This is a genomic window from Paenibacillus sp. BIHB 4019, from assembly GCF_002741035.1.
GTDB lineage: Bacteria > Bacillota > Bacilli > Paenibacillales > Paenibacillaceae > Pristimantibacillus.
The window spans coordinates 411,757-437,200 of sequence record NZ_CP016808.1; the positions used below are offsets into that span (position 1 = coordinate 411,757).

Sequence of the window (25,444 nt, forward strand, 5' to 3'; positions counted from 1 at the left end):
AGATTTCGACTCTAGTAATATTGTATCAAAATAAGGATGCAAAAAGAACCCCATATGTTTCCACATGGGATTCTCAATAAACGACTAATTAACTACCTACGCTTTTCCTTCATCTTGCGATTGACTTGCTTGCGCTTTCGCAGCATTGCAGGCAGCATTTTGAAAATAACGGGCCAAGAACCAAGCAGCCCCGGTTCTCTAAGCAAAATATAAGCAAGCTTTGCAGCTTCCACAAAAGTCAGCAAGGGAATCAACCAGATCAGCTGCCAGCTGACAGGTTCATTTTTTATAAGCGTGAACCAGCGGTTTTGATACGAATGTCTACGGATGAACAAAGGGACAGAAAGGCGGCCGCCCTGCTTCCATCCTCGGTGATGCAGCGCACCCGCCGAAGGCACATAACTGGCTTTCCAGCCTAGCTTCTGTGCCCGCCACGCCACGTCCACATCCTCTTTATAGGCAAAATAGTCCTCATCAAAAAACTGGCCTTCGATTTGAATATCACGGATCATTGCCATGCGATACACTGCCGCTGCTCCGGATACCCCGAATACTTCCTGCGGTTTGCTCCAATTCACGACAGACTCGTGGGTGGCCAAATCATAGGCTTGGCGTGTCGGTCGCATGCCAAGTCCCGCACTGTCCATCTTTTTAGGATCGGAACCGAGTACTAGCTTCCCCGACACGCTGCCAACTTGCGGATGACTTTCCATGAAATCTACCGCTTCCAGCAAAAAATCTTGATCCAACATCACATCGGGATTAAGAACCAGAACGTAATCAGCATCGGTTTGAGCGATCGCCTGATTTTGCCCGCCAGCAAATCCATTGTTTAAGATATTGGCGCTAAAATGAATATTTCCTTTCAAGTCCTCATTTGCGGCATAACGCTGCACAATCGCTTGTGTTCCATCACTGGAAGCATTATCAATAACAATAACCTGCTCTGGCCGCAAAGTCTGACGCAGAACTGCATGTAAGCACGCTTCAATATCCAAAGCACTATTGTAGGTCACGATACAGACGCTTGCTGTAGCCATTGCAACTCATCACTCACTATCTTTCAAATAATGTTGCAGCGCTTCCCTCCATGGACGCAGCGGCTGTAAATCATTGCTGCGGATAGCACTGTGATCCATGACTGAATACGCTGGTCGTGGAGCGGGACGAGGAAACTCAGCAGTTGTACAAGGTTCTACCTGAATTTTCATCCCGCTCTCCTCAAATATCGCCTGAGCAAATTCATGCCAAGAACAAACTCCCGTGTTAGAAGCATGGTAAATACCATAGTTTTCTGTCTGTACAAGCTTTAGTAAAAAATGGGCCAAATCATACGTATATGTTGGCGAGCCTAGCTGGTCTGAGACGATGTTCAAGTTGGCTCGTTCCGTTCCCATTTTCAGCATCGTCTTTACGAAGTTATTTCCGTACTTGCCAAATACCCAAGAAGTCCGAACAATAAAAAAACGATTATGAATCGTCTGGACCGCATATTCGCCTGCCAATTTGGATTTGCCGTATACCGTTTGCGGATTCGTATTGTCATATTCATTATAGGGCACAGTACCTGTACCATCGAACACATAGTCTGTACTGATGTAGCAAAGCTTAATCCCCACCGCAGAAGCTGCAACTGCAAGATTCCGAGTTCCTGCCCCATTTACTCGAAAAGCCTCATCCGGCTCGGATTCGGCTTTATCAACGGCTGTATAAGCTCCACAGTGTATAATTGCGTCAGGGCAATGCTTCGCGAGCACTGCACGACATTGCTCAATGTCTGTAACATCGAGTTCAGAGCGGCTAAGGGAGATAATCTCTATGCCCTCAGCCTTAGGCAAATGCGCAAGTTCTGCCCCTAACTGCCCTCCCGCACCAGTAACCACAATTCGCTGCGGCTTCCTAGGCTGCTGGGTAATCATGACTGTTCACCCAAACGATCCTTATATTGCTTATCATAATATTGCTGGTAAGAGCCGGACACAACCTGCTCCATCCATTCCTTGTTGTTTAAGTACCACTGAATCGTCGCTTTAATCCCGCTCTCATAGGCGAACTGCGGCTGCCAGCCCAGCTGGTTGCGAATTTTATCCGCATCAATCGCATAACGGCGATCATGGCCGAGTCGATCTTGTACATAAGCAATGAGAGATTCTGGCTTACCCAGCTCTTGCAATATCTTTCTTACAACATGAAGATTGTCACGCTCGTTGTTGCCTCCAACATTATAAACCTCGCCATTGCGTCCTTTATGCAATACGAGATCTATGGCACTACAATGGTCTTCGACGTAAAGCCAATCGCGAACATTGAGACCATCTCCGTAGACTGGCAGCTGCTTATCCTGCAGCGCATTTTGAATCATTAGTGGAATGAGCTTTTCCGGAAATTGGTACGGTCCATAGTTATTGGAGCAGCGCGTAATATTAACTGGTAGGCCAAACGTTTCGTGATAGGCTCTTACGAGCAGATCTGCTCCAGCTTTACTCGCCGAATAAGGGCTATTTGGGGCAAGCGGTGTTTCTTCTGTAAAGAGGCCAGTCGCACCAAGTGTTCCGTATACTTCGTCGGTAGACACTTGAACAAATTTAGAAATCTGGTATTGCTTAGACAAGTCAAGCAGCATCTGGGTACCCAAAATATTCGTCTGCACAAAAATTTCCGGATGTAAAATGCTTCGGTCCACATGCGACTCCGCTGCAAAATTCAGCACGGCATCTAAACCAGCTGCAAAAAGCGGCTCGATTGCCGATTTATCTGTAATGTCCGCCTTCACGAATGTATAGTTCGGATGCTGCTCAATGCTGCGCAAATTTTCTAAATTTCCAGCGTAAGTGAGCGCATCTACATTAATAATGTGGTACTCCGGATACTTATTGATCATATAAAGTATAAAGTTGCTGCCAATAAAGCCAGCACCGCCGGTAACTAATAATTTCACGAGTTAAGCTCACCCTTCATATACAAAATTAATTTCCGCATCGGCAAGAACGGGATGCTTGCCATCCTTGTCAGAAAGAATCGGCTTGGATGTTGGCCAATCAATACCAAGTGCCGGATCATTCCAGGCTATGCCTCTGTCATGCTCTGGGGAATAAAGCGCATCGACTTTGTATTGTACTTCGGTATTAGGCACGATTGTACAGAAGCCATGTGCAAATCCTTGCGGTACAAGAAGCTGACGCTTATTGGCTGCACTTAGAATAAAGCCCTGCCAATCTCCAAAAGTAGGTGAACCTTTGCGAATGTCGACAACGACGTCGTAAATAGCTCCGGCGGTTACTCGTACCAGCTTGGTTTGAGCCTTTGGATTCAACTGGTAATGAAGGCCACGTAAAACGCCTGCTTCAACAGATAGGGAATGATTGTCTTGGATAAATTTACTGTTAATCCCTACTTTACGAAACGTTTCAACATTGTAACTTTCATAAAAAAAACCACGTTGATCACCATATAAGTTCGCTTCAATTATTTTGAGTCCTTGAAGAGCTTTACTCGTTACTTTCATTAATTACTCACCGCCAATTACAGTTTCAAATTACCAAACTCCTCACCATAAATAATGTCTTTTGCCAATTCGTTAGCTCTATGGTAAGAGTTATGAGTACCAGCATCAGTCCACCAGCCAGGTAATACATCATATGTTAGAGAATTGGAGGAAATGTATGCGTTATTAACATCTGTTATCTCTAGTTCACCTCGGTCAGAAGGTTTTAGAGAACGAATTATATCAAAAACACGACTGTCATACATATATATTCCAGTCACTGCGTAGCTGCTTTTAGGTGTACGCGGTTTTTCTACAATAGAAGCTATCTTTCCTTCACTTAGTTCTGGCACCCCATAACGATGTGGGTCATCAACCTCTTGAATCAGAATTTTTGCACCATGCTTCTGTTCATGATAATTTGATACGAATTCGCTAATTTTTTCGGAAAAAACATTATCTCCAAGAATAACAATCATTCGGTCCTGATTAACGAATTTCTCGGCCAAACCTAGCGCCTGTGCAATACCTCCAGCCTCATCTTGAACCTTGTATGTAAAAGACAAACCAAACTCTGAACCACTCCCAAGTAGACTGACAACATCACCCATATGTTCTCTTCCTGTTACAATGAGGATTTCCACAATATTTGCTTCTCTCAACTTTGCAATAGCATGAAAAATCATCGGGTATTTCCCAATTGGAAGAAGATGCTTATTCGTTACTTTGGTTAACGGGAATAGCCGTGAACCATTCCCGCCAGCCAATATGATTCCTTTCATAATTTATTCCCCCATTTATTCAAATAAACAATTGACTTTTTCTAAATCGAATAAACAGAACAATGAATAACAAAAAAAATGCTACATTCACAAAAAATATAATTGGCTGTTTTTTTAAAGGAGATTTTATTGCCGATATAGCCCGTTTTAACGGATCCTTATCCATAATAATCTCTTCTGTAGACAGCTTCACCTTCGGATTAGTAGAAAACCAATAGAGGTTTTTCTCATCAACTAAATCAAATCTTACCTTAAGATGATTAACTTCTGTTTGACCTAATTCAGTACTTACATTTAAAAGAAGGTTTATATTCGCGACTCCTTGGCTATTTATTGTTAACGGAAAGCGTTGCCCTTCCCATAACAATTCGGTATCACTTTCATCGTATATATGATAGCTTAAAAAGGTTTGACTATTATATAGATCGTTATTATGAAACTCAACAGTTACATCCATATCTATTTCTTTATCGTACTGCTCTTTATCAGAATTAACAATAATACTCACATCACTTGATTCATTGGCGCTTGCCGCTAAGCCATTCACAGCTAATAAAACAAGCAATAATGAAATAACCATCCATTTTTTTTTCATATATCCACCTTATTTAGGACATGAATTTTTCAAATACAGCATTGTATTCTCCTACAACTAATTTCCAATCTCGTTGTGCAAATTTTTCATATAAACCAGCTTGCGCTTTATACAACTCATCTTTATGCTCCATTGCATACTCAATTTTCTGCGCCATTGAATAGGGATTATAGGGATCAAATAACATTAGATCCCTTAATTCTATACTCTCAATCTCCGCTTCTACAACAGGTATGCTGCTCATAACCGAAGGAGTACCTACAGAATAAGCCTCTGAAAAAGTAAACGGGAAGCCTCCCTCAAATAATGTTGGATTCACTGCGCAAACAGCCATTTTATTAAACGCCGCTAGCACTTCAGAGGAAAGTCCTCCCATAACAAAAATATCGTTCTCTAAATGGTTTTCTTTGATATAATCCTGCATATATTCCAAATTAGAGATATCACCTGTTACTATAAGTTTAATGTTTTTATACTTCTCCATATTAATAATTTTAATCGCTTTTATTAGATTAAAGATATTTTTATGAGGTCTTGCTTGAGATGAATAAATAACATAATCAATCTGGCTAATATTAGAGTTAAACCAAACATTATTAGGAGAATATTTGGATTGAATATAACTATTTATTATTAGTTTCGCATTCTGTACATCGGTCAAATACTTAGAAACGCTAACGGACAGTTTCAAATGTTCCCTCATATTGATATTTGCATGCTTGATTACAGTTACTTTACTTTCATCAACACCACATTTATCTATTAAATGACCATATTTCACATGATTACTATAACAAATCAGATGATCCGCACTATCTATACTTTTTCTGATTCGCTTGTGGGCTGTAATAGTATCCGAATATTGCGTAGGAAAGTCATAAAACAATATATCTGGTGCCGCCAAAACTTTGCTACATTGAATCGATTTTACTTGTGGCCAAGCCATTGATGGAATAAAACACACCTTTACTTCTTTGCGACTGTTTATAAGCTTTACTATTCTATTCAACTCATTATCCAGAACAATATGGTAAAATCTACCGCGCATCTTACCACTAAAAGAATCTGCATTTTCAAACAAAGAATGAACAAATGAGATATTTTTAACTCTCCTCAAACCTTTTTTAGCTATTAAACTAACTGACTTATATAAGAAAAAAATCACCAAAAATGAAAGAATTATTGGAGACATAATCAAGCCAATCAGTAAATATAAAATTGATTTACTAAACAATAACAACCAAGAAGAAGTACTCATAAATTCTACAAATAATTTCTCTAATACTTCATATACGCTCTGTTTTAACTTTAATAAAATTCTTTTAAACGGAGATATTTTTTTTGTGCCAGTTCTTCTATTTATCAAATAGTTTTTAATTTTAACGCCTATCGGAATGGATTGCGTAGAAACAATTTCACATTTTTCCAATGGTACCTTATTATCTTTTAATAAAGATTTAACCGAACCAACTAACCATTCCGGGCAAAATAGAACAATACCAAAATTATTAGATTTTTGTTCTTTTAAAATAAAAGCTAAAAGCCTGCCAATACCTTCAGTTGAAAGATTAGAACCTGGTTGAAAACCTAAAAAAACACCTAATTTTTTCACAACAACTTCCTCCATACTTGAGCTATTTCATTCATTGCATTCATATGAATATGCTCAAGCTTAGCATCTACCTGTTTATCTTCTATTGACTCTGAAAATACTTCGAATAGCACATTATCATTTGAAGCAAAGTTTTTGTAATTAAATGTATAATTAAGGGCGTTCTCAAAATCTTTATAGAAAGGGAAGTTATGGAGTATTGTTTCTTTTTTGTATTGCATAGCCTTTGCAAGTTTAAAGTATACATGCTTCAAATCATGAATAATAATAATTTTCTTGGCATGCGAATACAAAGCGTTATACTCGTTGCTCTTCAAATCGAAATACATTGTTACTTTATTTTTTAAAAATTTAGATTCTTTAATCATGTTGCTAAATATAATCCTTGCATCATAATCATCGTTACCATCAAACTTATAGTTATTTAAGTGTATTTTCACTTTTTCCGTTCGCCCACTTAATCTATAATATTCCTGAAGATCGGTAAGTAATCGTTTTATATGATTTATTTTCTTACTATCTACCTCGAGAAGATAATATGATTCAATGCTAGGACTTTCTTCTGCATGACTATCTGAAAAAACAAATGGGATAATACTTATCTTTTCTTCTGCTATGCCTACATGTTTCACTAAATCTATTTTTGTTTGTAGAGAACTAGTAAATAAGAAGGATGCATTTTTATAATTCGATATCCTGAAATCAGAAATCGTATTATAAAACCGTTCTCCCAAATTATCAATATAAATACCATATGGCTTGATTGGCGCAATAGGTTCATCCAACTCGTGATTTAAAAACAACCAGTAGTCTGCATCTACATAATTTCGCGCATAATCAACTGGCATTATATAGCTGTTATGCCATAACTGTTCATTTTGGAATAAGAGCGCTAAGGACTCAATTGTACTTTTCAATGAAACTTCCTGAAGCTTGAAATCTCTAATCGATACACCATCTTTGAGCAATTCCATAAAATCGCGATTTGTATCAAATTTATTACCTAATATATTAAAAGTAATAGAGTTTTTTTCATCTAACTTCTTTAAACCTGCATTTAACATCTTAACTACTTGAACATAATCTTCTTTGTAAATACTCCACTCGCTTTCCGTTAGAAATAACGCAATTTTTTTAGCGCTTTCCTTTAAAACAGGAGCTGGAGCATTTACTATCGGTATAAAGTTTTGTTCCCATAAGAGTTTATTATATTCATACGAGAACTTATGCAATATTCCTTTCTGATCATTAATAATATTATTTATTAGCTCTTTATCTCCCCCAATAATTTTCTTGATTTTCATTCTAGCTTCTTTTATATTATTACAGCAGCCTGCTTGTTGTGTATCTTTAGCCAGATTACTAAGTAAGCTACCTTCCATATAAACAACAGGCATTCCTGCAATCATGGCTTCCAACGGGTGATAATGCAAGTGACGAGGATGAGTTGAGTGATAATACATTACTTTGCAATTTTTATATAGCTCATTTAATTGCTCTCTTTCCAAGAACCCCGTAACTTTCTCGTCATCTACAGGAACTGGTTGATTACCCGCTATAATATAATCAAAACCTGAAAAATCCTTTTTAAATTGATTATAAACTTTTTCAGATTCCGCAATATACTTAATTCTTGTACAAAAAAACAAAATCTTATCTTGATTACCTATCCATTCATTCTCAATCTCATAAAATTCATTTGGTAATCCCAATGGCATATAAACAGCATTTTTTTTATAAAAATCGTCTTCTATTTCTAAAAGATTAGAATAGCACTGAGAAAACCAAAAACGTTTACTGATTTGTTTGAGTTTATGATGGTCATTTTCAGTAAAGTAGAAATTTATTAAGTCAGTGTAATTTTTAAACTTTGAAGGCCCTACACCAAAAGCACGAAAAAAAATCTCTCCATTAAAATTATGAATCAGCTTGCGCAGCAATACGAAAGCAGTATCGGTATATGTAATAGCCGTATGAAAGTGCTCATTAATAATCTTTTTAATATATAAGGGCATATTTGTTGTAGAAAAAAAGTCATATTCATTCAACAATTTCAAATCTTCTTCTGGAATAGTTAATGTATGGTCGTATTCAAATGTAATTGAACCACTTGACTGTAAAATTTCTTTTATTGTACTTTTGGGTGTGTAAATTTCAAAACCTAAATTTTTAATGAGTGGCAATTCGAACTTACTCAGTGTGTCGTGATTTAATAGCCATAACAACCTTCTTACTTTCATGCCAACTATCCCCCGGAACTTAATTATATTGAACTTTTATAATAACTAATCACTTCATCAGGAGCGCCATCTTTAATAATTTGTCCTTGTCGAACAAGAATTACACGATTACAAACATCTCGTATTGTGGCAAGATCATGCGAAACCAATACTAAAATTTTTGCCCGGCTCATAAGCCCTGTCATTCTTTCTTTTGCTTTCAATGCAAAGGATGCATCTCCAGCCCCAATAACCTCATCCAGTAAAAGAATCTCCCCAGAAATTGAAGTAGAAATCGCAAATGCAAGCCTAATCAACATTCCTGATGAGTAAGATCTTATAGGATAATCAATGAATTCACCTAACCCTGCAAAATCAATAATTGCCTGTTCTTGTTCCTTAATACGTCTTGGAATTTCCCCAAGCAACAATCCACGATACATAATATTTTCTCGACCCGTCGATTCGAGGTCAAAACCTAAGGCTAAATCAAATAAGGATCGTATTTCTCCCTTTACCTCAAGTGACCCCGATTTAATAGGATATATTCCCGCAATAGTCTTCAGTAATGTACTCTTGCCCGCACCATTGTGACCAATTATGCCGAGTTTATCTCCCTCTTTTACTTCTAAACTGAAATTTCTAAGTGCATGTACATTGTCTAATGTTTCTTTTTTTTTCTGCAACTTTAGTAAAGAGAATACTTCTTGCTTTAAAGTAGTTGCATTATATATGTGTGATGGGTAATAAAGATTGACATCATTGAGCCTTATATAGCACTTTTCCATATTTATTATCCCTCTTATTTCTTATAGATAAAATATTACTTTATTGTGATTGTTTTTATTAACCCACACTGCTATTCCTGCAAACAAAATAATAGTTCCAATTGTAAAGGTGTAATTGCTAATTGTCGGCATTGCGCCATATAAAAAGGGCTCTCTAACAAGAGCCAAAATATGTGTTATAGGATTGAGATTAAACAGTGCTCCCAAAGTAGGATTTGAAGTAAACATTTCTTTCTTAAAAAAGACAGGTGATACATACCATACCGCTTGAATTACGAGAGCCATTACTTGTGGGTAATCACGATATTTCGCATTAGTAAACCCTGCAATCGTTGTAATCGACCACGACAAGCAAAAATACAACATGATTGTTAAAGGCAATGTCATGATACCCAATACCACATGCTCTGGCCTAGTGAATAACATCCAAACAGCCAATGAGGTCATCGCTAATACAAACGTAACTGTAGTTACTAAAGCTGATCTAAGAGTATATATAATAACAGGATGATTAAATTGACGAATGTATTGCTCTCCTGTCATAATCGAATAGCCTCCACCAATAAAAGAGGCGCTAATTAAGTCCCAAACAATTAATCCAGATAATACATATGGAGCATAGTCGGTAAAAGACATATTAAATACGGTGCCGAATACAGCTGACATCAATAAAGTAAGCAACAAAGGATTCATAAACGTCCACAAGATTCCTAATTTTGATCGTCTAAACTTATTTTTAAGCTCGGCGTTTACAAGATGCATCCAAAAGTATCTTGTTTGATATATTTTCTTCATATAATCACTCACTATTTAACCTCCACAAAACTAGCTTAAAGCCACTTGACAGAAAGTTAGCCATTTGCTTTACAATGAAAAACAATTCTCTCACAAATATAATTCATATCCATCTCACTGAGTAAAGCATTTGTTGGGACATTAAATCCTCTAGCAGATACATCATCTGCTACTGGATAGTTGTCCGTATCATAGTATGGAGGCATTTGATGCATAGGATAAAAAAGTGGTCTTGTTTCAATTCCATCTTCGTCTAATAATTTCATCAAATCATCTCTGCTAATTTTAACTTTAGCTTGAAGTAAAATGGAAACCATCCAATAAGAATGTTTTGCCCAAGATAGTTCTGGTTGAATAGTAAACCATTCTGAATAAGGCGCAAAAAGCTCAATATAATTATTTGCTACACTCCTACGCTTGTCCAAATGCCACTCTATATTTTCTAATTGCCCTAAGCCAATTGCGGCTTGCATGTTTGTCATTCGGTAATTATACCCCACAACTTCAAACCAATATCTTCTCTTAGGATCCATTCCTTGTCCTCTAAGCAATCTCATTTTATCAGCAAGTTCCTTATTATTGGTCGTAATCATTCCACCTTCTCCTGTAGAAATAATTTTGTTACCAAAAAAACTGAATGTACCAACATCCCCTATAGAACCAACAATTTGTCCGTTACACTCAGCACCATGTGCTTCCGCAGCATCTTCAATGACAAATAAATTATGTTTTTTAGCAACTTTCATAATTTGCTCCATATTTGCAGGATGTCCATATAAATGAACTACGATTATGCCTTTCGTGTTTGCTGTGATTTTTTCTTCAAGCTTTTGCGGGTCCATATTCCAAGTATCTGGTTCGCAATCAACTAAAACAGGAGTAGCGCCACAATACTTAACAGCATTTGCTGTCGCTATATATGTAAAGGTTGGTACAAGTATTTCGTCACCAGCCCCTACTCCATAAGCAAGCAATGGCAAATGCAACGCTACAGTCCCATTCGCACAGCTTAAAGCATGATCTACACCGCAAAATTGTGCAAACTTTTGTTCAAACTCATTCACATATTTTCCATTTGAAGAAATCCAACCAGTATCAATACAGTCCATAACATATTTTCTTTCATTGCCATTCAAAACTGGTCCTGCCAATGGAATACTTCTAACTGCTTTCATATTTCTTCATCCTTTTATATGAATTTTTTTGCGGGGACACCTACAACTTTAACATTTGAAGGGAGTGCAGAAATGACTGTTGATCCTGCTCCAACTACTGTCCAATTTCCTATAGTTATTTCCGGAATCACACTGCATCCAGTACCTATAAATGTGCCCTCTCCTATGGAAACACTACCAGCTAAAGTAGCACCAGGAGCGACATGAGCATGCGCACCTATTATACAATCATGATCTATCCCAGCCCGTGTGTTTATAATGACATTATCATTTATTTGTGAAAAAGAGTTGACGACAACTCCTGGCATAATTGCAACCCCTTTACCTATCTGGGCAGAAGTAGAAATAATGGCGGAAGGACTTATCGCATTCACAGGTGTAAAACCAAGCTCAAGCATTTTATAATATAGCTTTCTGCGTAAATTATTATCACCTATCGCAATAATAAATGAAGTAACACCTTGTTCCAAAAGTGCTGGCAATACAGAATCATCACCAAGATACGGAATATCATACAAACTTAAAATGTTACTCTCTTGTGCAGTAAAACCTACTACATCTATATTTTCAATAGTATGCAAAATGTCCAAGATAACCTTTGCATGGCCCCCGCCACCTACAACGACCACTTTATCACGTTCTAGGATATTCATCTTTATCATCACCTACTTGAGCTTGATAATCTCTCCAATAGTCAAGCAAATCCTTCATCGTTTCTAGGAGCTGGATTTCAGGTTTCCACCCCGTATGAAGCCTAAGTTTTGTATTATCTCCTGCTTTAATCGCAACATCTTTTACTCTTAGCCTAACAGCTTCTATTTCAATAATTGGGTCTTTGAGAGACGACGTTGAGAGCAGCATATTTAACAGCTCTGAAATAAATACAGGCTTATTGGAAGATACATTATATGCTTCTCCATTTTCCCCATACTTCATTAGCTTTAAATAGGCATTCACTACATCTCTAACATCAAGAAAATCACGTTGTACATTAATATTTCCCACGGAGATGCAGTTGTCTCCATTAACTTCCATCTCGGAAATCTGTTTTGCAAAATTAGAGCAAACAAAATGCGGCGATTGTTTAGGTCCGGTATGGTTAAATGGACGAGCTCTTATAATTCTCATACCGAAGGTTTTGAAATATTGTTCACTAATTAAATCAGCACTAGCTTTTGCACCTGCATACGGATTGCTTGGCTGCAATAGATCACCTTCGTTATAGGAACTTCTTTTATCCTCGCCATAAACCTCTCCAGAGCCTACGAATAATACCTTGCAATCAATATCCAACTTACGGATCGCTTCATATAAAACTAAAGTCCCGTTAACAATAGTGTCATACGTCTGCATCGTATTAGTATACGAGGAGGGAATAAAAGAAGAGCCTGCTAAATGATAAATTTCATCAGGCTGTATTTTTCTAATAATCTCTTCTACATTGGAGCTATCAGTAATATCACAAGGATAATATTCAATATTTTTATGGCTTGTTGCCCTCCTTGAAAATCCAGATACCTCATATCCATTTTCAATGAGCTTCTCACTTAATAGAGTTCCAACAAAGCCGCTTACTCCAGTTATAAGAGCTTTCATTTAAACCTCTCTTTCTTTAAACTTTAGGCCCGGCCACTAGTATTTCACTATGTTTATGTTTTTCTTTTTTCAAATCTGTATCTACCATTAGCTGTACTAGTTGCTTAAATGTTGTCTTTTGTGGGTTCCAACCCAATTTACTTATCGCTTTAGCCGGGTTGCCAAGCAACAGGTCTACTTCAGCCGCTCTGAAGAATTTAGGGTCTGTAACGACATAATCTTCATAATTCAAACCTACATAGCTGAATGCTATTTCACAAAACTCTCGGACAGAGTGCATTTCCCCAGTAGCAATAACATAATCATCTGGTTGTTCCTGTTGAAGCATCAGCCACATACATTCAACATAGTCCTTGGCGAATCCCCAATCGCGCATCGCATCAAGATTTCCCAACCGTAGCTCTGTCTGCAACCCTAACTTGATTCTTGCGACAGCATTTGTTATTTTCCTTGTTACAAATTCAATGCCCCGACGTGGTGATTCGTGATTAAACAATATACCTGAGCATGCAAACATATTGAAGCTTTCACGATAATTTACAGTCATCCAATGACCATATACTTTTGCTACACCATAAGGGCTTCTTGGATAAAAAGGAGTAGCTTCTGTCTGGGGAGTTTCCACAACTTTACCAAACATTTCACTGCTCGATGCTTGATAATAACGGGCATCAGGCTTCACAATACGCACGGCTTCGAGCATATTACTTACGCCAATAGCAGTTACTTGCCCTGTTAAAATAGGCTGATCCCAAGAAGTCCCTACAAAAGACTGTGCGGCCAAATTGTATACTTCATCCGGATTAGAAATATTCATCGCATGAATAAGTGAACTCAAATCAAGCAAATCACCATCAATGATTTCAATTTTATCTTGAATATGTTCGATGTTCTCCAGAACAGGTACACTAGTCCTTCTTCTTAGTGCGAATACCTTATAGCCTTTTTCTAATAATAAATCTGCTAGATAAGATCCGTCTTGTCCAGTAATTCCTGTGATAAGTGCGTGTTTTTGTGTCATTTTCTATTTCCCCTTATTAATAATGTTTAAGATGCTTATTATATAAATTCATTATAAGTATCGCTCTAATTTTTGAATTTTAAGCTCTTTAATGAGAGATTTTATCTCTTGGGCCTTGTCTTTCTTACAAATCAGGGTTACATCTTCAGTCTCTACAATAATTAGATCCTCAACACCTAAAGTAGCAATGAGCTTACCGTTACTTTCAATAATACATCGTTTGGTATCGATATTTAATGTGTTGCCATTGGTCACATTACCATTATCATCAACATCATTTATACGTTCCAATGCGGTCCAACTGCCCACATCATCCCAGCCGAAAATGCAGGGAATCACATGTATATCGCTTGCTTTTTCCATAATGCCGTAATCAATTGACTGATCAGGCATTTTTGGGAATTCAGCTTTAATAACCGTATTTCTATCATTTTCTTTAAACGCCATTTTCATTGTCTCTAATAAATCATGCATTTCAGGCATAAGCTTTCGAATATAATCTCTGACAACAGCTACTCTCCATACGAAAATTCCGCTATTCCAATAGTAATTTCCTGCTTTTAAATAATCATTCGCTTTTTCTTCATTTGGTTTCTCTACGAATTTGTTCACTTTATGAACATTCAAACCATTTAATTCGAAAGTTTCATCCGTACTCTCTATATACCCGTATCCTGTTTCTGGATAAGTAGGAGTAATGCCTAAGGTAATTAAGTTCTCTCCTTCTTTGCTGGCCAATACTGCTGTTTGCAATATATTCACAAATTCAGTTTCGTTTTTAATGATATGATCGGATGGAATTACAATCATTGAGCTGTCAGGATACTTCTCTTCAATAATAATTGAAGCAAGCCCTACACAAGGAGCAGTATTGCGTCCGATAGGCTCTATAATAATGTTATCCGCAGGTAGATTAGGAATTTGAGCCTTAATTAATTCAGCATATAACTCATTCGTAATAATAAAAATTTGCTCGATAGGTATAAAAATTTGCAACCGATCAATAGTTTGCTGAATCATCGACTTGTTGCCCGATATATTCAGAAACTGCTTTGGCAAGTTCACTCGACTTCTAGGCCAGAACCTTTCGCCTTTTCCACCCGCCATAATCAAACAAGTTGTTGTCATTTCATCCTCCAAACTGCCAGTTATAAATATAGTCCAGTCTTTTTTGAATTAGCTTCCCAATTACAACTGGAGAGTGAAACTCTTTTATGTACCTTTCCCCTCCAGCAGCAATCCTCTCATAATATTGTTGATCGTTCACCAACTTCTTCATATATTCTGCTGCATGGAGCACGTCAGGCTCCGCCCAATGCTGATCCGACTTATATGGCCCGTAATCTTGTCCTAATTGCACTAATTCATAATCGACAAGACATGCATTTTTATCATTCATGAAATCTACATTAGAGGACCAATTCGTGCCAATCACTGGTTTACCGAGATACATGGCCTCTGCGAAGCCCAAACCAAATCCCTCGCTGCGATGTAACGAGATAAAACAATCTGTTATGCTAATTAAAGCATTGACATCATTTCTACTAATCGTTTCATCTAATAAGTAAATATTTTGATACTCGCCAATTAACTCTTTAAGCAAAATCAAATCGTTGTCATTGCTCTTATAACGGTTGATTTTAACTACTAATCCAACCTTTAAATTATTCGGTTCAAAAGCTAATTTAAATGCAATAATGGACGCACGGGGATTTTTACGTTCCTGAGAGCTTTTCACATCGTACATTGTAAGGAAAAGAAAGGCTGACTCTGGTAATTCGAAATATGAACGGTCGCGATTTTCCTTTATTCTCACTTCTATTGAGTGCGGAATTTTTACAACCGGAACAGGACTTTTTAGTGCTATGGCATCCCCAACAAAGGTAGAGGGAACCCAAATCTCATCCACATATCTAAAGCTATTAAGCCACTCGTCAGGAAACTCCGACAACTCCCAGTGCCAATAACCAATATTGTATTTCCCCTCAAATAATTTATTACCATATAACACATTTATCTCAGGCATCTGTTCCGCATTGATATGAAATACATTAACATCGAAGATTGGCTCTGATACTTCTTTATGCATCCAAGTTGTGTCAGCCATCCTTGAGCTGCTAGTACCTGTAAAGTTAAGAACTCCAAACGGTATATTGGCCGCGTTTAAGCTGTTTGCAGCTAATCTGCAAGATTCACCAACTCCCATTTCAGCTCTAGCATAACCAAGTAGATTAACTCCCTTAAGAGCACCATTATTATGAATTTTAAATGTGCTTTTATTTAAAGGTTCAGCTGTTGCTAATAACTTTTCCTTAGCATAGCGCCTGATAGTAGAAGGAACTAGACGAACCAACACCGGTTTAAAAAAACTGGACGTTTTATATAAAAAACGATAAATTATTCTTTTTATTACAGACACCACCAAAGATATTATTGTAAGGATTTGTATCACAATCAATTGGATACCTTGTCGATTTATTATGAAAGGAAGAAAGCTTTGTCGAAATAAGTATACGGTAAATCCATTCCTACGTCGAGCATAACCCAGCGAAAACTGCTGTTCATGGCTAACCAAATCTTCTCATTTATAGATTGCCCATAATAGCTCAATGAATATTAAGAGCTAACCTACTCTGTTCACTTGGCAAATATTTTTGGAGAAAGTGTCGTTTAGCATATAGATTTTGATGAAATCTTAATTTTGATTAGAATTATTCTTTGCCATACAAAAGAGGTGCAATTGCATTAGGGTTAGGATATCATTCTTAGTGTGATATAATTTTATTAATTAATTAAAACGTTCTGTTCAACTTTGTTTAATTGGGGATGATGATTTGAAAATTTTTAAAAAAATTTATTACAAACTAGCGAATCCTATTTTGAATCAGATAGCTTCTAATCTTCAACAGCATATGACATCTATTCAGCACCAAATGACATCACTAGAACAATCGCATGCAACCTCAACTAACAAGCTAGTAGCTCTAGAAGAAAAACTAAATACCCTACAACAAATCGGGCAGTCAAATGAAGATAGAAGGCATATTGAAAAAACAAATATATTAAAATTGATATTGGACAGTCTACCTCAACAAAACATACCAAGGATAAGTCAATCAGCACTTAATAATAGTTTTAGCCACCAGATTGAAAGCACATCTAAAAAAACAGAATATGAAGTATTTTCATATGTAAGTATTGATCAACTTATTTCAGCATTTAATCAGGGTACAAATATAGCTGTAATATCTCATTGGCCGAAATTGTATAACGACTTGTCCCCTAATATCAAACTAATTAACCCAATGTCCCTAGAGAACCTGCTATCCCTCTATGTAGCGGATTCCAACAATATTTACTTCATATCCAGCTATCCGTCCGCTTTACCGCAATTAGCACAAAACTCAGATGTGGTATTTGTTGGTAGTCCTGTACTCTCCAAATATTTATTGAACTCCGGAGCCATAAAGGATTTTGCTGAAGCAGTAACAGAAAAATTGGTTCTTTCCGTCTTTGCGAGTACTACTCCTATATTGGTTTCATGGGAGTATGGCTTTAGCAGCGTTGAAATTGGAGATACTTATTACCGCTGGATTGAAAGCACAAGTAAGGAAGCATGCATTAATATCCATAATATTACCGATGAAACTTATTCCTTTCAACTGGAATGGACAAGCCATAGTCTAAGCCATTTCGGTACAGAATTTTTCACAATCAACGGTTGTGGTTTAAATAAGACCTATAATTTAAATGAGCAATTCGTATTTTCAGAAAAGATCACTGTTGTTCCTGGTGACAATAAACTCATCTTCAATTACTTAGGAGAGACGATTGTACCAGAAAACGGATCTAGGAATCTCAGCTTTTGTATAATGGACATGAAGTTGAATGGGATAGATAGTAAACATAATCTGTTTGGAGAAAAGGTTTATAATAGCTCCCAAAATATTACCCAACATCTTGTAAATGATTCGAAAGTTAGAGAAATTCTGCATACAAATGGTTTTTTTGAAGTTTCATCAACCCTATTTTATAATAACGGGCATTACAGTACTCTAGGACCGACAAGTAGATATTTTCACGCAACGAACAGCTATTACTACCTAGAAGGCAATGAACAGATTCTTAATGATGCTTACGAAGCTGGCTTGTCTACTTTATTAGTTGTCTACACAGCAGAAAGACGCGTCATGAAAGGATTAGAAAATGACTAACAATAGAATCTATCTTTTTTTTGGATTTGGCGAAGGTTCCGAATATGTTCTACATCCTTTATACCAATATATGAAAGACTTAAATTATAATTGTATCGAAATTGATATGATGAAGCAACAAAATGCTATCGACGTTATTAAACCGCTCCGAGGCAAGGATATTATTTTTATAACATCTGCTCATTTGTTTATGGATAAAAAAAACTTCTCCCCTTATTACCAGGACGATGGAATCATAAGTGCGCTGGAGATTATTGAATATTTAAAACCTAAAAAGTGCATTTATTATCCGCATGATCTAGTAACACCTGTTCTTTCACAAGATAGTATGTGGCTTTCTTTGTTTGATGTTTTTCTCTCCCCCCTGCCTAATCTTAATCATTTAAAACGATATGCTGAGGTGGTTGAGGTTGGTTGGATTAAAAAGCAAAAAAACACCCCGCCAAGTCATTATGTAGCCGGGGAAGATTTGCGTGTAGCTTTTGCAATGTCCTCAATAGGCTATTATTTCAAAAAAGGCTACGACTTCACTTATGAATTTTGGAAACCGCTATTTGATGAAGGTATAGGGATCAAGCTTCCTTTTTGGCCAAACGTGATTGAATTCGAGTCCTATTTGGAGAAAAAAGGGGTTAATATCTTTCCTTCTCATACGAATATTTTAGACTTGATTCATTCAAACGATATTATCATTACCAACTCAACAACCTCTGTAACTATTGAAGCTGGATTAAGCGGGAGAATGGTTCTAAATGTATTGGACAATGTCGTTCCCCGCCAAGAACAATTGTCTTATGGCATAGGTATCTCAAGTATTTCGTCTCTCCCCTTAGAAGACTGCATGAAGACTATAGAACAAATTAAAGCTGGGGATATGCCGGTCCGAAACGCTCCCGAATTCATACTCCCTTTTAACTTTGAACTCGCAACTAAAATTTTAACTGTATAAATAGAAGGAGCATTTTATGAACTGGAAATTTTTATTTGATTTGGACGGTACACTTACCCAAAAAGAGTTGCTCCCGGAAATCGCTAAGGAAGTAGGCATATTTGAGGAAGTAAATGAGCTCACCTACAAAACAATAAACGGGATGATACCGTTCCATATTAGTTTTCAACAACGAGTTGACTTATTCAAAAATATAAAAATTTCAAAGGTCAGAGAAATTGTTGACTCTATTCCTTTAAATCCTCAAATTCTTGCTTTTATACAAGAATATAAGGAACAATGTTTTATCGTAACAGGAAATCTGGATGTTTGGGTCAAGCCACTTTGTGATCGTATTGGAGTTAAAAGCTATACTTCGATTGCAATCAGCAATAATGACTTCGTTACCGGAATAGAATCCATATTGGACAAAGAAACGGTAGCTTTGCATATTCCTAAGCCCTTCGTAGCCATTGGCGAAGGTAACAATGATGCAGGAATGATAAAAAATGCAACGATTGGAATTGGTTATGGTGGTGTGCATGCGCCTGCTGATTCCGTGCTTGCCTGTGCAACACATGCTATTTACGATGAGGTGAAATTATGTCAGTTTCTAAAACAATTGTTATAAGCTGTGCCGGAGTTGGCTCTCGTCTAGGTATGGGTACTACTAAAGCACTTGTAAAAATATTGGATAAACCGATTATTCAGTGGCAATTAGAGTTGTTAAAAGATTTTAAAGATATACGAATCGTAGTTGGTTTTCAAGCTAAGCAAGTGATAGAAACGGTATTAAAGATCCGAAAAGATGTTACCTTCATCTTCAATCATAATTACACTAATACAGGTACAGGAGCAAGCTTATCCCTTGGTGCCCAATATTCAAATGGAATGGTTGTTTCTTTGGATGGTGATTTGCTTGTACATCCCGAGGATCTTTTAAAATTTCTATCTATCAATGAAGAGTGCTTGGGCTACTGTATCCCATCCACAGAGGAACCTGTATATGTGGAGCTAGATGAATTCGACAATGATAAGAAAGTCACATCATTTTCCCGAAAAAATGGCAGCTTTGAATGGACTGGCTTACTGCAGCTAAATCATGAAAATGTAACTGCAACAAAGGGTCATGTATTCGAGATGGTAAATAATCTTCTGCCCATCAAGGGGGTTTTCGTTAGGTCCATTGAAATAGATACCCCCTCTGACTATGAGTCTGCTGTCAAATGGGTAAAAGAAAATTATTAATGGGGTGCCTCTCGAATGAATCAAAAGATAATCGATGATTTTTGGGAATCAAGAGCTAAAATTGAGGACCCTAGAGTAGCCACGCATTTTACAAAAAATGATCAAATGCTGGAATATGACTATCAATTCATTATTAAACAAGTTCCAGCTCAGTCAAAAATACTGGATCTAGGTTGTGGTACATGTACGCTAACCAACCTATTGGCTGATCACGCTTCTTTTATTAGAGGGGTAGAGAAGCATGAGGAATTACTGCGTTTCCGCTCGGATACACCCAATTTGGAAACAGTTGTTTCTGACATTACTAATTATAATGATGATATTAAATATGATGCCATTCTTCTATTTGGAGTATTACAATACATTGTTGATGATGAACTAGTTAGTAAAATATACAAAAACTGTGCAAGGATGTTGAAACCTTATGGCAAGTTAATTATTAAACATCAATCGGGCGTTAACGAGGATGTCATTATAAATAAATATTCAAGTGAGATTGGTCATAATTATTTTTCTATCTATAGGCATCAAAAGAAAGAGCTTCTTTTACTTTCTGAATACTTTAGTGTCGAAACCGTAGACATTTATCCTTTGGAAATGAACCGTTGGAGTAATACTCACTTCTATTCCTATATAGCTACTTTAAAATAACTAGTTTATAATCTATTAAAATGTGGTCATTATGGAATCAGCCCCCATCATTTGTTAAAATAGTACTATGAGGAAATCTACTACGCATACAAGGAGTACATATTAATGAGTGCAAGGAAAAAAGCAACACAAAACACAGCGGAATTGTCTAAAGAGCAGCCGCTGTTGCAAGGGTTACTGACACTTGGCTTGGCTTTGTTCGTCCTTATTTTCCCATACGAGAGGGGATTATTCAACGGCTACGAATATGCCTTCGAGTCTCCCATTTACAACGCGTCCATCTATGGCTACGTTCTACTCGCCGCAACCGCCTTGTACGCTTATCTTACGGGTTGGAAACTGAACAACCATCGCAGCGTGCTGTCGATTGCAGTTTTGCTGCTGCCGGCCATCTATTGGCTCTCATCAATGCAGGCCGTCTCCAGCTATTATGCCAAATTTATGACGTTTGTCTTCTTCCTGCTCGCTGCCCTGTTTCTGACCAGTCTATATGCTGCTGGAAAAGTACAGATGCGAAAATGGCTGGAATATGGCGTTATGCTCTCTGCCTATTTAATCGTATTTTTCGGCCTGCTGAACTTGTTCGGCCAGCAATATTACAAGGATGCAATGTGGCTCGCCCACGATGGCTACCGGCTTAGCTCAGTCTTTCAATATTCCAATACATACGCCGGCTTCCTAATTGCCATCTTTCTGATCGCCGCTTATTATGCCGCAACCTGTGAGCGCTGGTATATGCGCCTAGCTAATTCTATTATGCTCGTACCGATTTTAATTTCCTTTTTTCTCGCTTATTCGAGGGGCGCCCTCGTTATTATTCCAGTGATGCTTATTGTACTTCTGCCTTTTCTGAAGCTGGCTAGGCAATTTGCTTATGTCGTCTACGCTGGTCTATCCGCTTTGCTGACGCTCGTTATTTTGGGCAAAATCACGGCTAATACAGAAGCGATTTCCGCAATTGTACAGCCGACCGAAACGAAAGTGGCGACGACGATTTCGATGTTCGACAAGCTGCCGCTGCAAAGCTGGGCATTGCTTACTGGGGCAGCCGTTGTTAATGCAGGACTGATCATGCTTATTCACAAGAAGCTGTTCCCTTGGATCGAAAAGAAAAGTGCACGCCTTGCGCAGCGCAAATGGGCATTTGCTGCTTTTCCCGCTGCTATTGTCGTTGTCGGACTATTGGCAGCCGTATTGCTTATTACAAGCGACGGCATCCGTGATCTGCTGCCTGAGAAAATGGCTTCCCGATTCGAAAACATCAACTTGCAGCAGCACAGCGTTCTCGAACGCTGGACCTTCTATGAGGATGGCTTTAAGGTTGCCAAAGACTATCCGCTGCTCGGAGCTGGCGGAGGCAGCTGGCAGGCTCTATATGAGCAATACCAAAACAATCCTTATTGGAGCAGACAGGCGCACAGCTTCTTCATTCAAACGCTCGTTGAGGTAGGCTGGATTGGATTTGCTGCGCTTATCGGGCTGCTCGTTTATGTCTATTACTTATACATTCGCTCGTACATCCGTTACCCTGAACGTCGGGGCAGCCACTTGATCTTTTTTATTTTGGCAACGACGCTGCTGCTGCATAGCGCTATCGACTTTGATATGAGCTACGTCTATTTGAGCGCTTTGCTATTCATTAGCTTGGGCGCTATGATTGCGCCATTTGGCAAATCGCTTGCGTTTAAACAAGGGGCAGAACAACCCGTACAGGGCAGCGCAGTAAAATGGATCTATCCATCTGCCATCGGCGTGCTGGCCATTGTCCTGCTAGTCGGCTCCGCGCGCGCGAACGGCGCAAACAGCACGTTTCAGGATACGTATAATACGGCTGCTGCTGGGAAGGCGCAGCTCAGCCAGTTGCTGCCTTCACTCAATAAAGCCATTAAGACTTCACCTGATCATTCCGTGTTTAGCCTGACCAAATACGAATGGCTGATGCAGGCCTATGAGCAGACGCAAAATGCTTCAATGAAAGATGAAGCGCTGCAGACGCTTGCAAGCGGCAAAGCCCATGATCCTTACAACCGTTCGTTCATTATGGCCCAATATCAAAATGACAAAAAGGACGGCAAAACAACAGAGATGCTGCAAGTGCTGGAAGAAGGCATTAGCAAATTCCGTTGGGATATCGAGTTTTATGATCATGCCATTGTTGAATATGTTGCGGCTATTAGCAGTGATGCCGGAAATGCGGAAAGCTACCACAAGCGTGTGCTGGAGCTTAAAGCGGAAGTGGAGCGGCGTATCGCCCAACTTGCGACGCTGCCTCCAGAACAATCGCAGGGACGCGAATTCAGCTTCACACCTGCGATGCAGCAAGCACTAGCTTCTATTGAAACCAAATAAGCAATTGCCACACCAATAAGCGCCTTTCTGGCCTCGTCTTTGAACGGTTGAATCTATGCATGCGTTATGCATAAACCCGTTTTGAGACGTTCCCTAGGAGGCGCTTTTCCTATTTTTCTGACATGTTTCCCGCTGCGGCAGAATAAATTGCATTAGAACGTTCTAAATTCTCATACCGGCCGGAAGGAGAAACCTCTATTGAATCGATCGTCTAATTCAAAGTGGTCATTTGTAGTCATGCGCGGCGCTGACAAAACCGTCAAGCAGTTTCATGTCTCAAAGCGATCCGTCATTGCGGCCCCTGCCGCAGCTGCACTGGCCGTGTCGGGCTGCTTTGCCGCCCTCCAGATCAAATCGGTCTTCGAGATGCATGAGCTTGAGGCGCAGCTTCTAGAGCAGGCGGCACAGCAGGATGAACAATCGCAGCAATATCAGCATACCGTCGCCAATAAGGATGAGACGATTCTCGCCCTACAGCAGCAGCTGGCAAGCCTTGCTCAACAAACCGAGGACATGCAGATGCGTGTAGATGAGCTGCTCGCTCTGGAAAACAAGCTCAAACAGTTCATCGACAAATATGGCGGCTCTGACTCTGGGATAGACACGAGCAGCCACAAGCTTGGGCAACAATCTGAACAGTTGTACAAGCGCGAGCAGGCTTTGGCACAGCAAGCCGGTTATGATACGAGCGGTTCCTTGCAAACGAGCGGGATGTCCTTTCGGGCTTTGGCTTCCTCTACCTCGTTTGACGTTCAATCGCTAAGTGCGATGATCGACTCTTTGGAGGAAACGATGGCGCAGACGCTGCGGCAAGCACAGATAAGAAGGCAGCAGGTTGATTCCTATCCGTCAGGCTGGCCTACCTATTCGAAGAGGCTGACGTCCAGCTTCGGCTACCGCAAAGATCCTTTTACAGGGAAGGCCGTCTTTCATGCCGGCATTGATATTGGCGGCAAAGCAGGCGATCCTGTTTTCAGCGCGGCGGATGGAACGATTAAGGAAGTCGGTACTGGAGGCTCTGAGGGCAACTATATCATTATCGACCATCATAACGGGCTGAACAGCGTTTATATGCATATGCAAAGCATAGAAGCCAAGGAAGGAGAACAGGTCGTGCGGGGCGAGAAAATCGGCCTGCTGGGCTCTACAGGCAGAAGCACGGGGCCTCATCTTCACTTTCAAATTATGCAGGGCGACGAGGCCGTCAATCCTTTGCCCTACTTGCTTCAACCATCCTAAGCTGTTTAACAAGGAGGTTTTTCTATGTCTATTTTTAAGGAAAACAAGCGAATATCCCCCACGGATACACTGATTGGACAGGGTACCCATGCGGAAGGCAAGCTCATATGTGAAGCAGGCCTGCGTATTGAAGGCGAATATCGTGGAGACATTGAATGTGTTGGAGATGTCATCATTGGCGAATCCGGGGTAGCTCGTTCAAATATAACGGCGAAGGATTTGACTGTAGCAGGCAAACTTTTCGGGGATATTACGACAAAGGGGCGGCTCACGATTACTGCAACCGGGCAAATTACAGGAAACATTAATGCCCATTCCTTAATTATTCAAGATGGCGGAAGCTTTAATGGCAGCTGCCATATGGAACGGGGTCAGGCCCCGCTCACACGCCCTCTTTCGGAAACGGACAGCGCAGGCAAAGATAACGCCGCTAAAGACGGCAGCAATCGGGATAAAGCCCGTCAGGCCGTCTAGCAAGCGTCCAGTGTATGCCAATGAACCACATATAAGCATATAAGCAGCAGCTTGAAGCACTCAGCTGAAAACACATAGAACAAGCAATCGGATTGGATTAGGGGAAGCAGCCTGCTAACAGCATTTAGGAACATACTGTGCAAAAAGCGTCACTTATGAACAAGCGCTGCTTCTGGCTAACCGCTTACTATAAATTCTGATATTTAAACACACGAAAACAGGGCAGGCGAGTTATCGCCTGCCCCTTTACTTTTTGCTTGCTTTTGCTTATTTC

At 38.9% G+C, this 25,444-nt stretch carries 24 protein-coding genes; 8 read left to right on the top strand and 16 right to left on the bottom strand.

Features of this window, described 5'->3' with window-relative positions; genetic code table 11:
- Positions 1-92: 92 nt before the first annotated feature.
- The 16 genes from BBD42_RS01935 to BBD42_RS02010 are packed head-to-tail and all read right to left on the bottom strand — an operon-like array spanning position 93 to position 16,519.
- Complete coding sequence (locus tag BBD42_RS01935) at positions 93-1,040, bottom strand: glycosyltransferase family 2 protein (protein ID WP_099516760.1); 948 nt, start codon at positions 1,038-1,040, stop codon at positions 93-95.
- Positions 1,041-1,049: 9 nt separating this feature from the next.
- Positions 1,050-1,919 carry a dTDP-4-dehydrorhamnose reductase gene (gene rfbD / locus BBD42_RS01940; protein ID WP_099516761.1) on the bottom strand — a complete coding sequence of 290 codons (870 nt, stop codon included), beginning with the start codon at positions 1,917-1,919 and terminating at the stop codon, positions 1,050-1,052.
- A complete protein-coding gene (gene rfbB / locus BBD42_RS01945) occupies positions 1,916-2,938 on the bottom strand; it encodes a dTDP-glucose 4,6-dehydratase (RefSeq protein ID WP_099516762.1) in 1,023 nt (340 codons plus the stop codon). Before rfbB ends, rfbD begins: the two co-directional genes overlap by 4 nt.
- Positions 2,939-2,947: 9 nt before the next feature.
- Positions 2,948-3,505, bottom strand: coding sequence for a dTDP-4-dehydrorhamnose 3,5-epimerase (rfbC, locus tag BBD42_RS01950; RefSeq protein ID WP_099516763.1), 558 nt, complete (start codon positions 3,503-3,505; stop codon positions 2,948-2,950).
- A 17-nt stretch (positions 3,506-3,522) separates the two neighbouring features.
- The gene (locus tag BBD42_RS01955) at positions 3,523-4,266 is read right to left on the bottom strand and encodes a sugar phosphate nucleotidyltransferase (protein ID WP_099516764.1); all 744 of its coding nucleotides are present in this window, start codon (positions 4,264-4,266) and stop codon (positions 3,523-3,525) included.
- A 19-nt stretch (positions 4,267-4,285) separates the two neighbouring features.
- Positions 4,286-4,861: a hypothetical protein gene (locus BBD42_RS01960; RefSeq protein ID WP_099516765.1), complete on the bottom strand. Its 576-nt coding sequence runs from the start codon at positions 4,859-4,861 to the stop codon at positions 4,286-4,288.
- Between the two features lie 13 nt (positions 4,862-4,874).
- Entirely contained in the window at positions 4,875-6,473 is a 1,599-nt protein-coding gene (locus tag BBD42_RS01965) for a glycosyltransferase (RefSeq protein WP_172455360.1), read from the bottom strand.
- The gene (locus BBD42_RS01970) at positions 6,470-8,713 is read right to left on the bottom strand and encodes a glycosyltransferase family protein (RefSeq protein WP_099516767.1); all 2,244 of its coding nucleotides are present in this window, start codon (positions 8,711-8,713) and stop codon (positions 6,470-6,472) included. The genes BBD42_RS01965 and BBD42_RS01970 overlap by 4 nt, the downstream gene beginning before the upstream one ends.
- Before the next feature lie 23 nt (positions 8,714-8,736).
- Positions 8,737-9,480: an ABC transporter ATP-binding protein gene (locus BBD42_RS01975; RefSeq protein ID WP_099516768.1), complete on the bottom strand. Its 744-nt coding sequence runs from the start codon at positions 9,478-9,480 to the stop codon at positions 8,737-8,739.
- A gap of 21 nt (positions 9,481-9,501) precedes the next feature.
- Positions 9,502-10,287 carry an ABC transporter permease gene (locus BBD42_RS01980; RefSeq protein ID WP_099516769.1) on the bottom strand — a complete coding sequence of 262 codons (786 nt, stop codon included), beginning with the start codon at positions 10,285-10,287 and terminating at the stop codon, positions 9,502-9,504.
- Between the two features lie 44 nt (positions 10,288-10,331).
- The gene (locus BBD42_RS01985; RefSeq protein ID WP_099516770.1) at positions 10,332-11,450 is read right to left on the bottom strand and encodes a DegT/DnrJ/EryC1/StrS family aminotransferase; all 1,119 of its coding nucleotides are present in this window, start codon (positions 11,448-11,450) and stop codon (positions 10,332-10,334) included.
- A gap of 14 nt (positions 11,451-11,464) precedes the next feature.
- On the bottom strand, positions 11,465-12,103 hold the full coding sequence (locus BBD42_RS01990) for an acetyltransferase (RefSeq protein WP_099516771.1): 639 nt from the start codon (positions 12,101-12,103) through the stop codon (positions 11,465-11,467).
- Complete coding sequence (locus BBD42_RS01995) at positions 12,084-13,046, bottom strand: GDP-mannose 4,6-dehydratase (protein WP_099516772.1); 963 nt, start codon at positions 13,044-13,046, stop codon at positions 12,084-12,086. The genes BBD42_RS01990 and BBD42_RS01995 overlap by 20 nt, the downstream gene beginning before the upstream one ends.
- A gap of 16 nt (positions 13,047-13,062) precedes the next feature.
- Positions 13,063-14,067, bottom strand: a complete 1,005-nt coding sequence (gene gmd / locus BBD42_RS02000) for a GDP-mannose 4,6-dehydratase (protein WP_099516773.1) — start codon at positions 14,065-14,067, stop codon at positions 13,063-13,065.
- A gap of 51 nt (positions 14,068-14,118) precedes the next feature.
- Positions 14,119-15,195: a mannose-1-phosphate guanylyltransferase gene (locus BBD42_RS02005; protein WP_099516774.1), complete on the bottom strand. Its 1,077-nt coding sequence runs from the start codon at positions 15,193-15,195 to the stop codon at positions 14,119-14,121.
- Position 15,196: 1 nt separating this feature from the next.
- Positions 15,197-16,519, bottom strand: coding sequence for a glycosyltransferase (locus tag BBD42_RS02010; RefSeq protein WP_348272603.1), 1,323 nt, complete (start codon positions 16,517-16,519; stop codon positions 15,197-15,199).
- 382 nt (positions 16,520-16,901) lie between these two features.
- Between BBD42_RS02010 and BBD42_RS02015 the strand changes: the two genes are divergently transcribed.
- From BBD42_RS02015 to BBD42_RS02050, 8 genes are all read left to right on the top strand, one after another.
- Complete coding sequence (locus BBD42_RS02015) at positions 16,902-18,281, top strand: hypothetical protein (RefSeq protein ID WP_099516775.1); 1,380 nt, start codon at positions 16,902-16,904, stop codon at positions 18,279-18,281.
- Complete coding sequence (locus tag BBD42_RS02020; RefSeq protein WP_099516776.1) at positions 18,274-19,230, top strand: hypothetical protein; 957 nt, start codon at positions 18,274-18,276, stop codon at positions 19,228-19,230. Before BBD42_RS02015 ends, BBD42_RS02020 begins: the two co-directional genes overlap by 8 nt.
- Positions 19,231-19,246: 16 nt before the next feature.
- Complete coding sequence (locus BBD42_RS02025; protein ID WP_099516777.1) at positions 19,247-19,840, top strand: HAD-IB family phosphatase; 594 nt, start codon at positions 19,247-19,249, stop codon at positions 19,838-19,840.
- A complete protein-coding gene (locus BBD42_RS02030; protein ID WP_099516778.1) occupies positions 19,813-20,457 on the top strand; it encodes an NTP transferase domain-containing protein in 645 nt (214 codons plus the stop codon). The genes BBD42_RS02025 and BBD42_RS02030 overlap by 28 nt, the downstream gene beginning before the upstream one ends.
- 15 nt (positions 20,458-20,472) lie before the next feature.
- Complete coding sequence (locus BBD42_RS02035; RefSeq protein ID WP_099516779.1) at positions 20,473-21,108, top strand: class I SAM-dependent methyltransferase; 636 nt, start codon at positions 20,473-20,475, stop codon at positions 21,106-21,108.
- A gap of 105 nt (positions 21,109-21,213) precedes the next feature.
- Positions 21,214-23,457: an O-antigen ligase family protein gene (locus BBD42_RS02040; protein WP_099516780.1), complete on the top strand. Its 2,244-nt coding sequence runs from the start codon at positions 21,214-21,216 to the stop codon at positions 23,455-23,457.
- A 198-nt stretch (positions 23,458-23,655) separates the two neighbouring features.
- Positions 23,656-24,696, top strand: a complete 1,041-nt coding sequence (locus tag BBD42_RS02045; RefSeq protein WP_150131496.1) for a M23 family metallopeptidase — start codon at positions 23,656-23,658, stop codon at positions 24,694-24,696.
- Between the two features lie 24 nt (positions 24,697-24,720).
- Positions 24,721-25,170, top strand: a complete 450-nt coding sequence (locus tag BBD42_RS02050) for a bactofilin family protein (protein WP_237163333.1) — start codon at positions 24,721-24,723, stop codon at positions 25,168-25,170.
- Positions 25,171-25,444 lie beyond the last annotated feature (274 nt).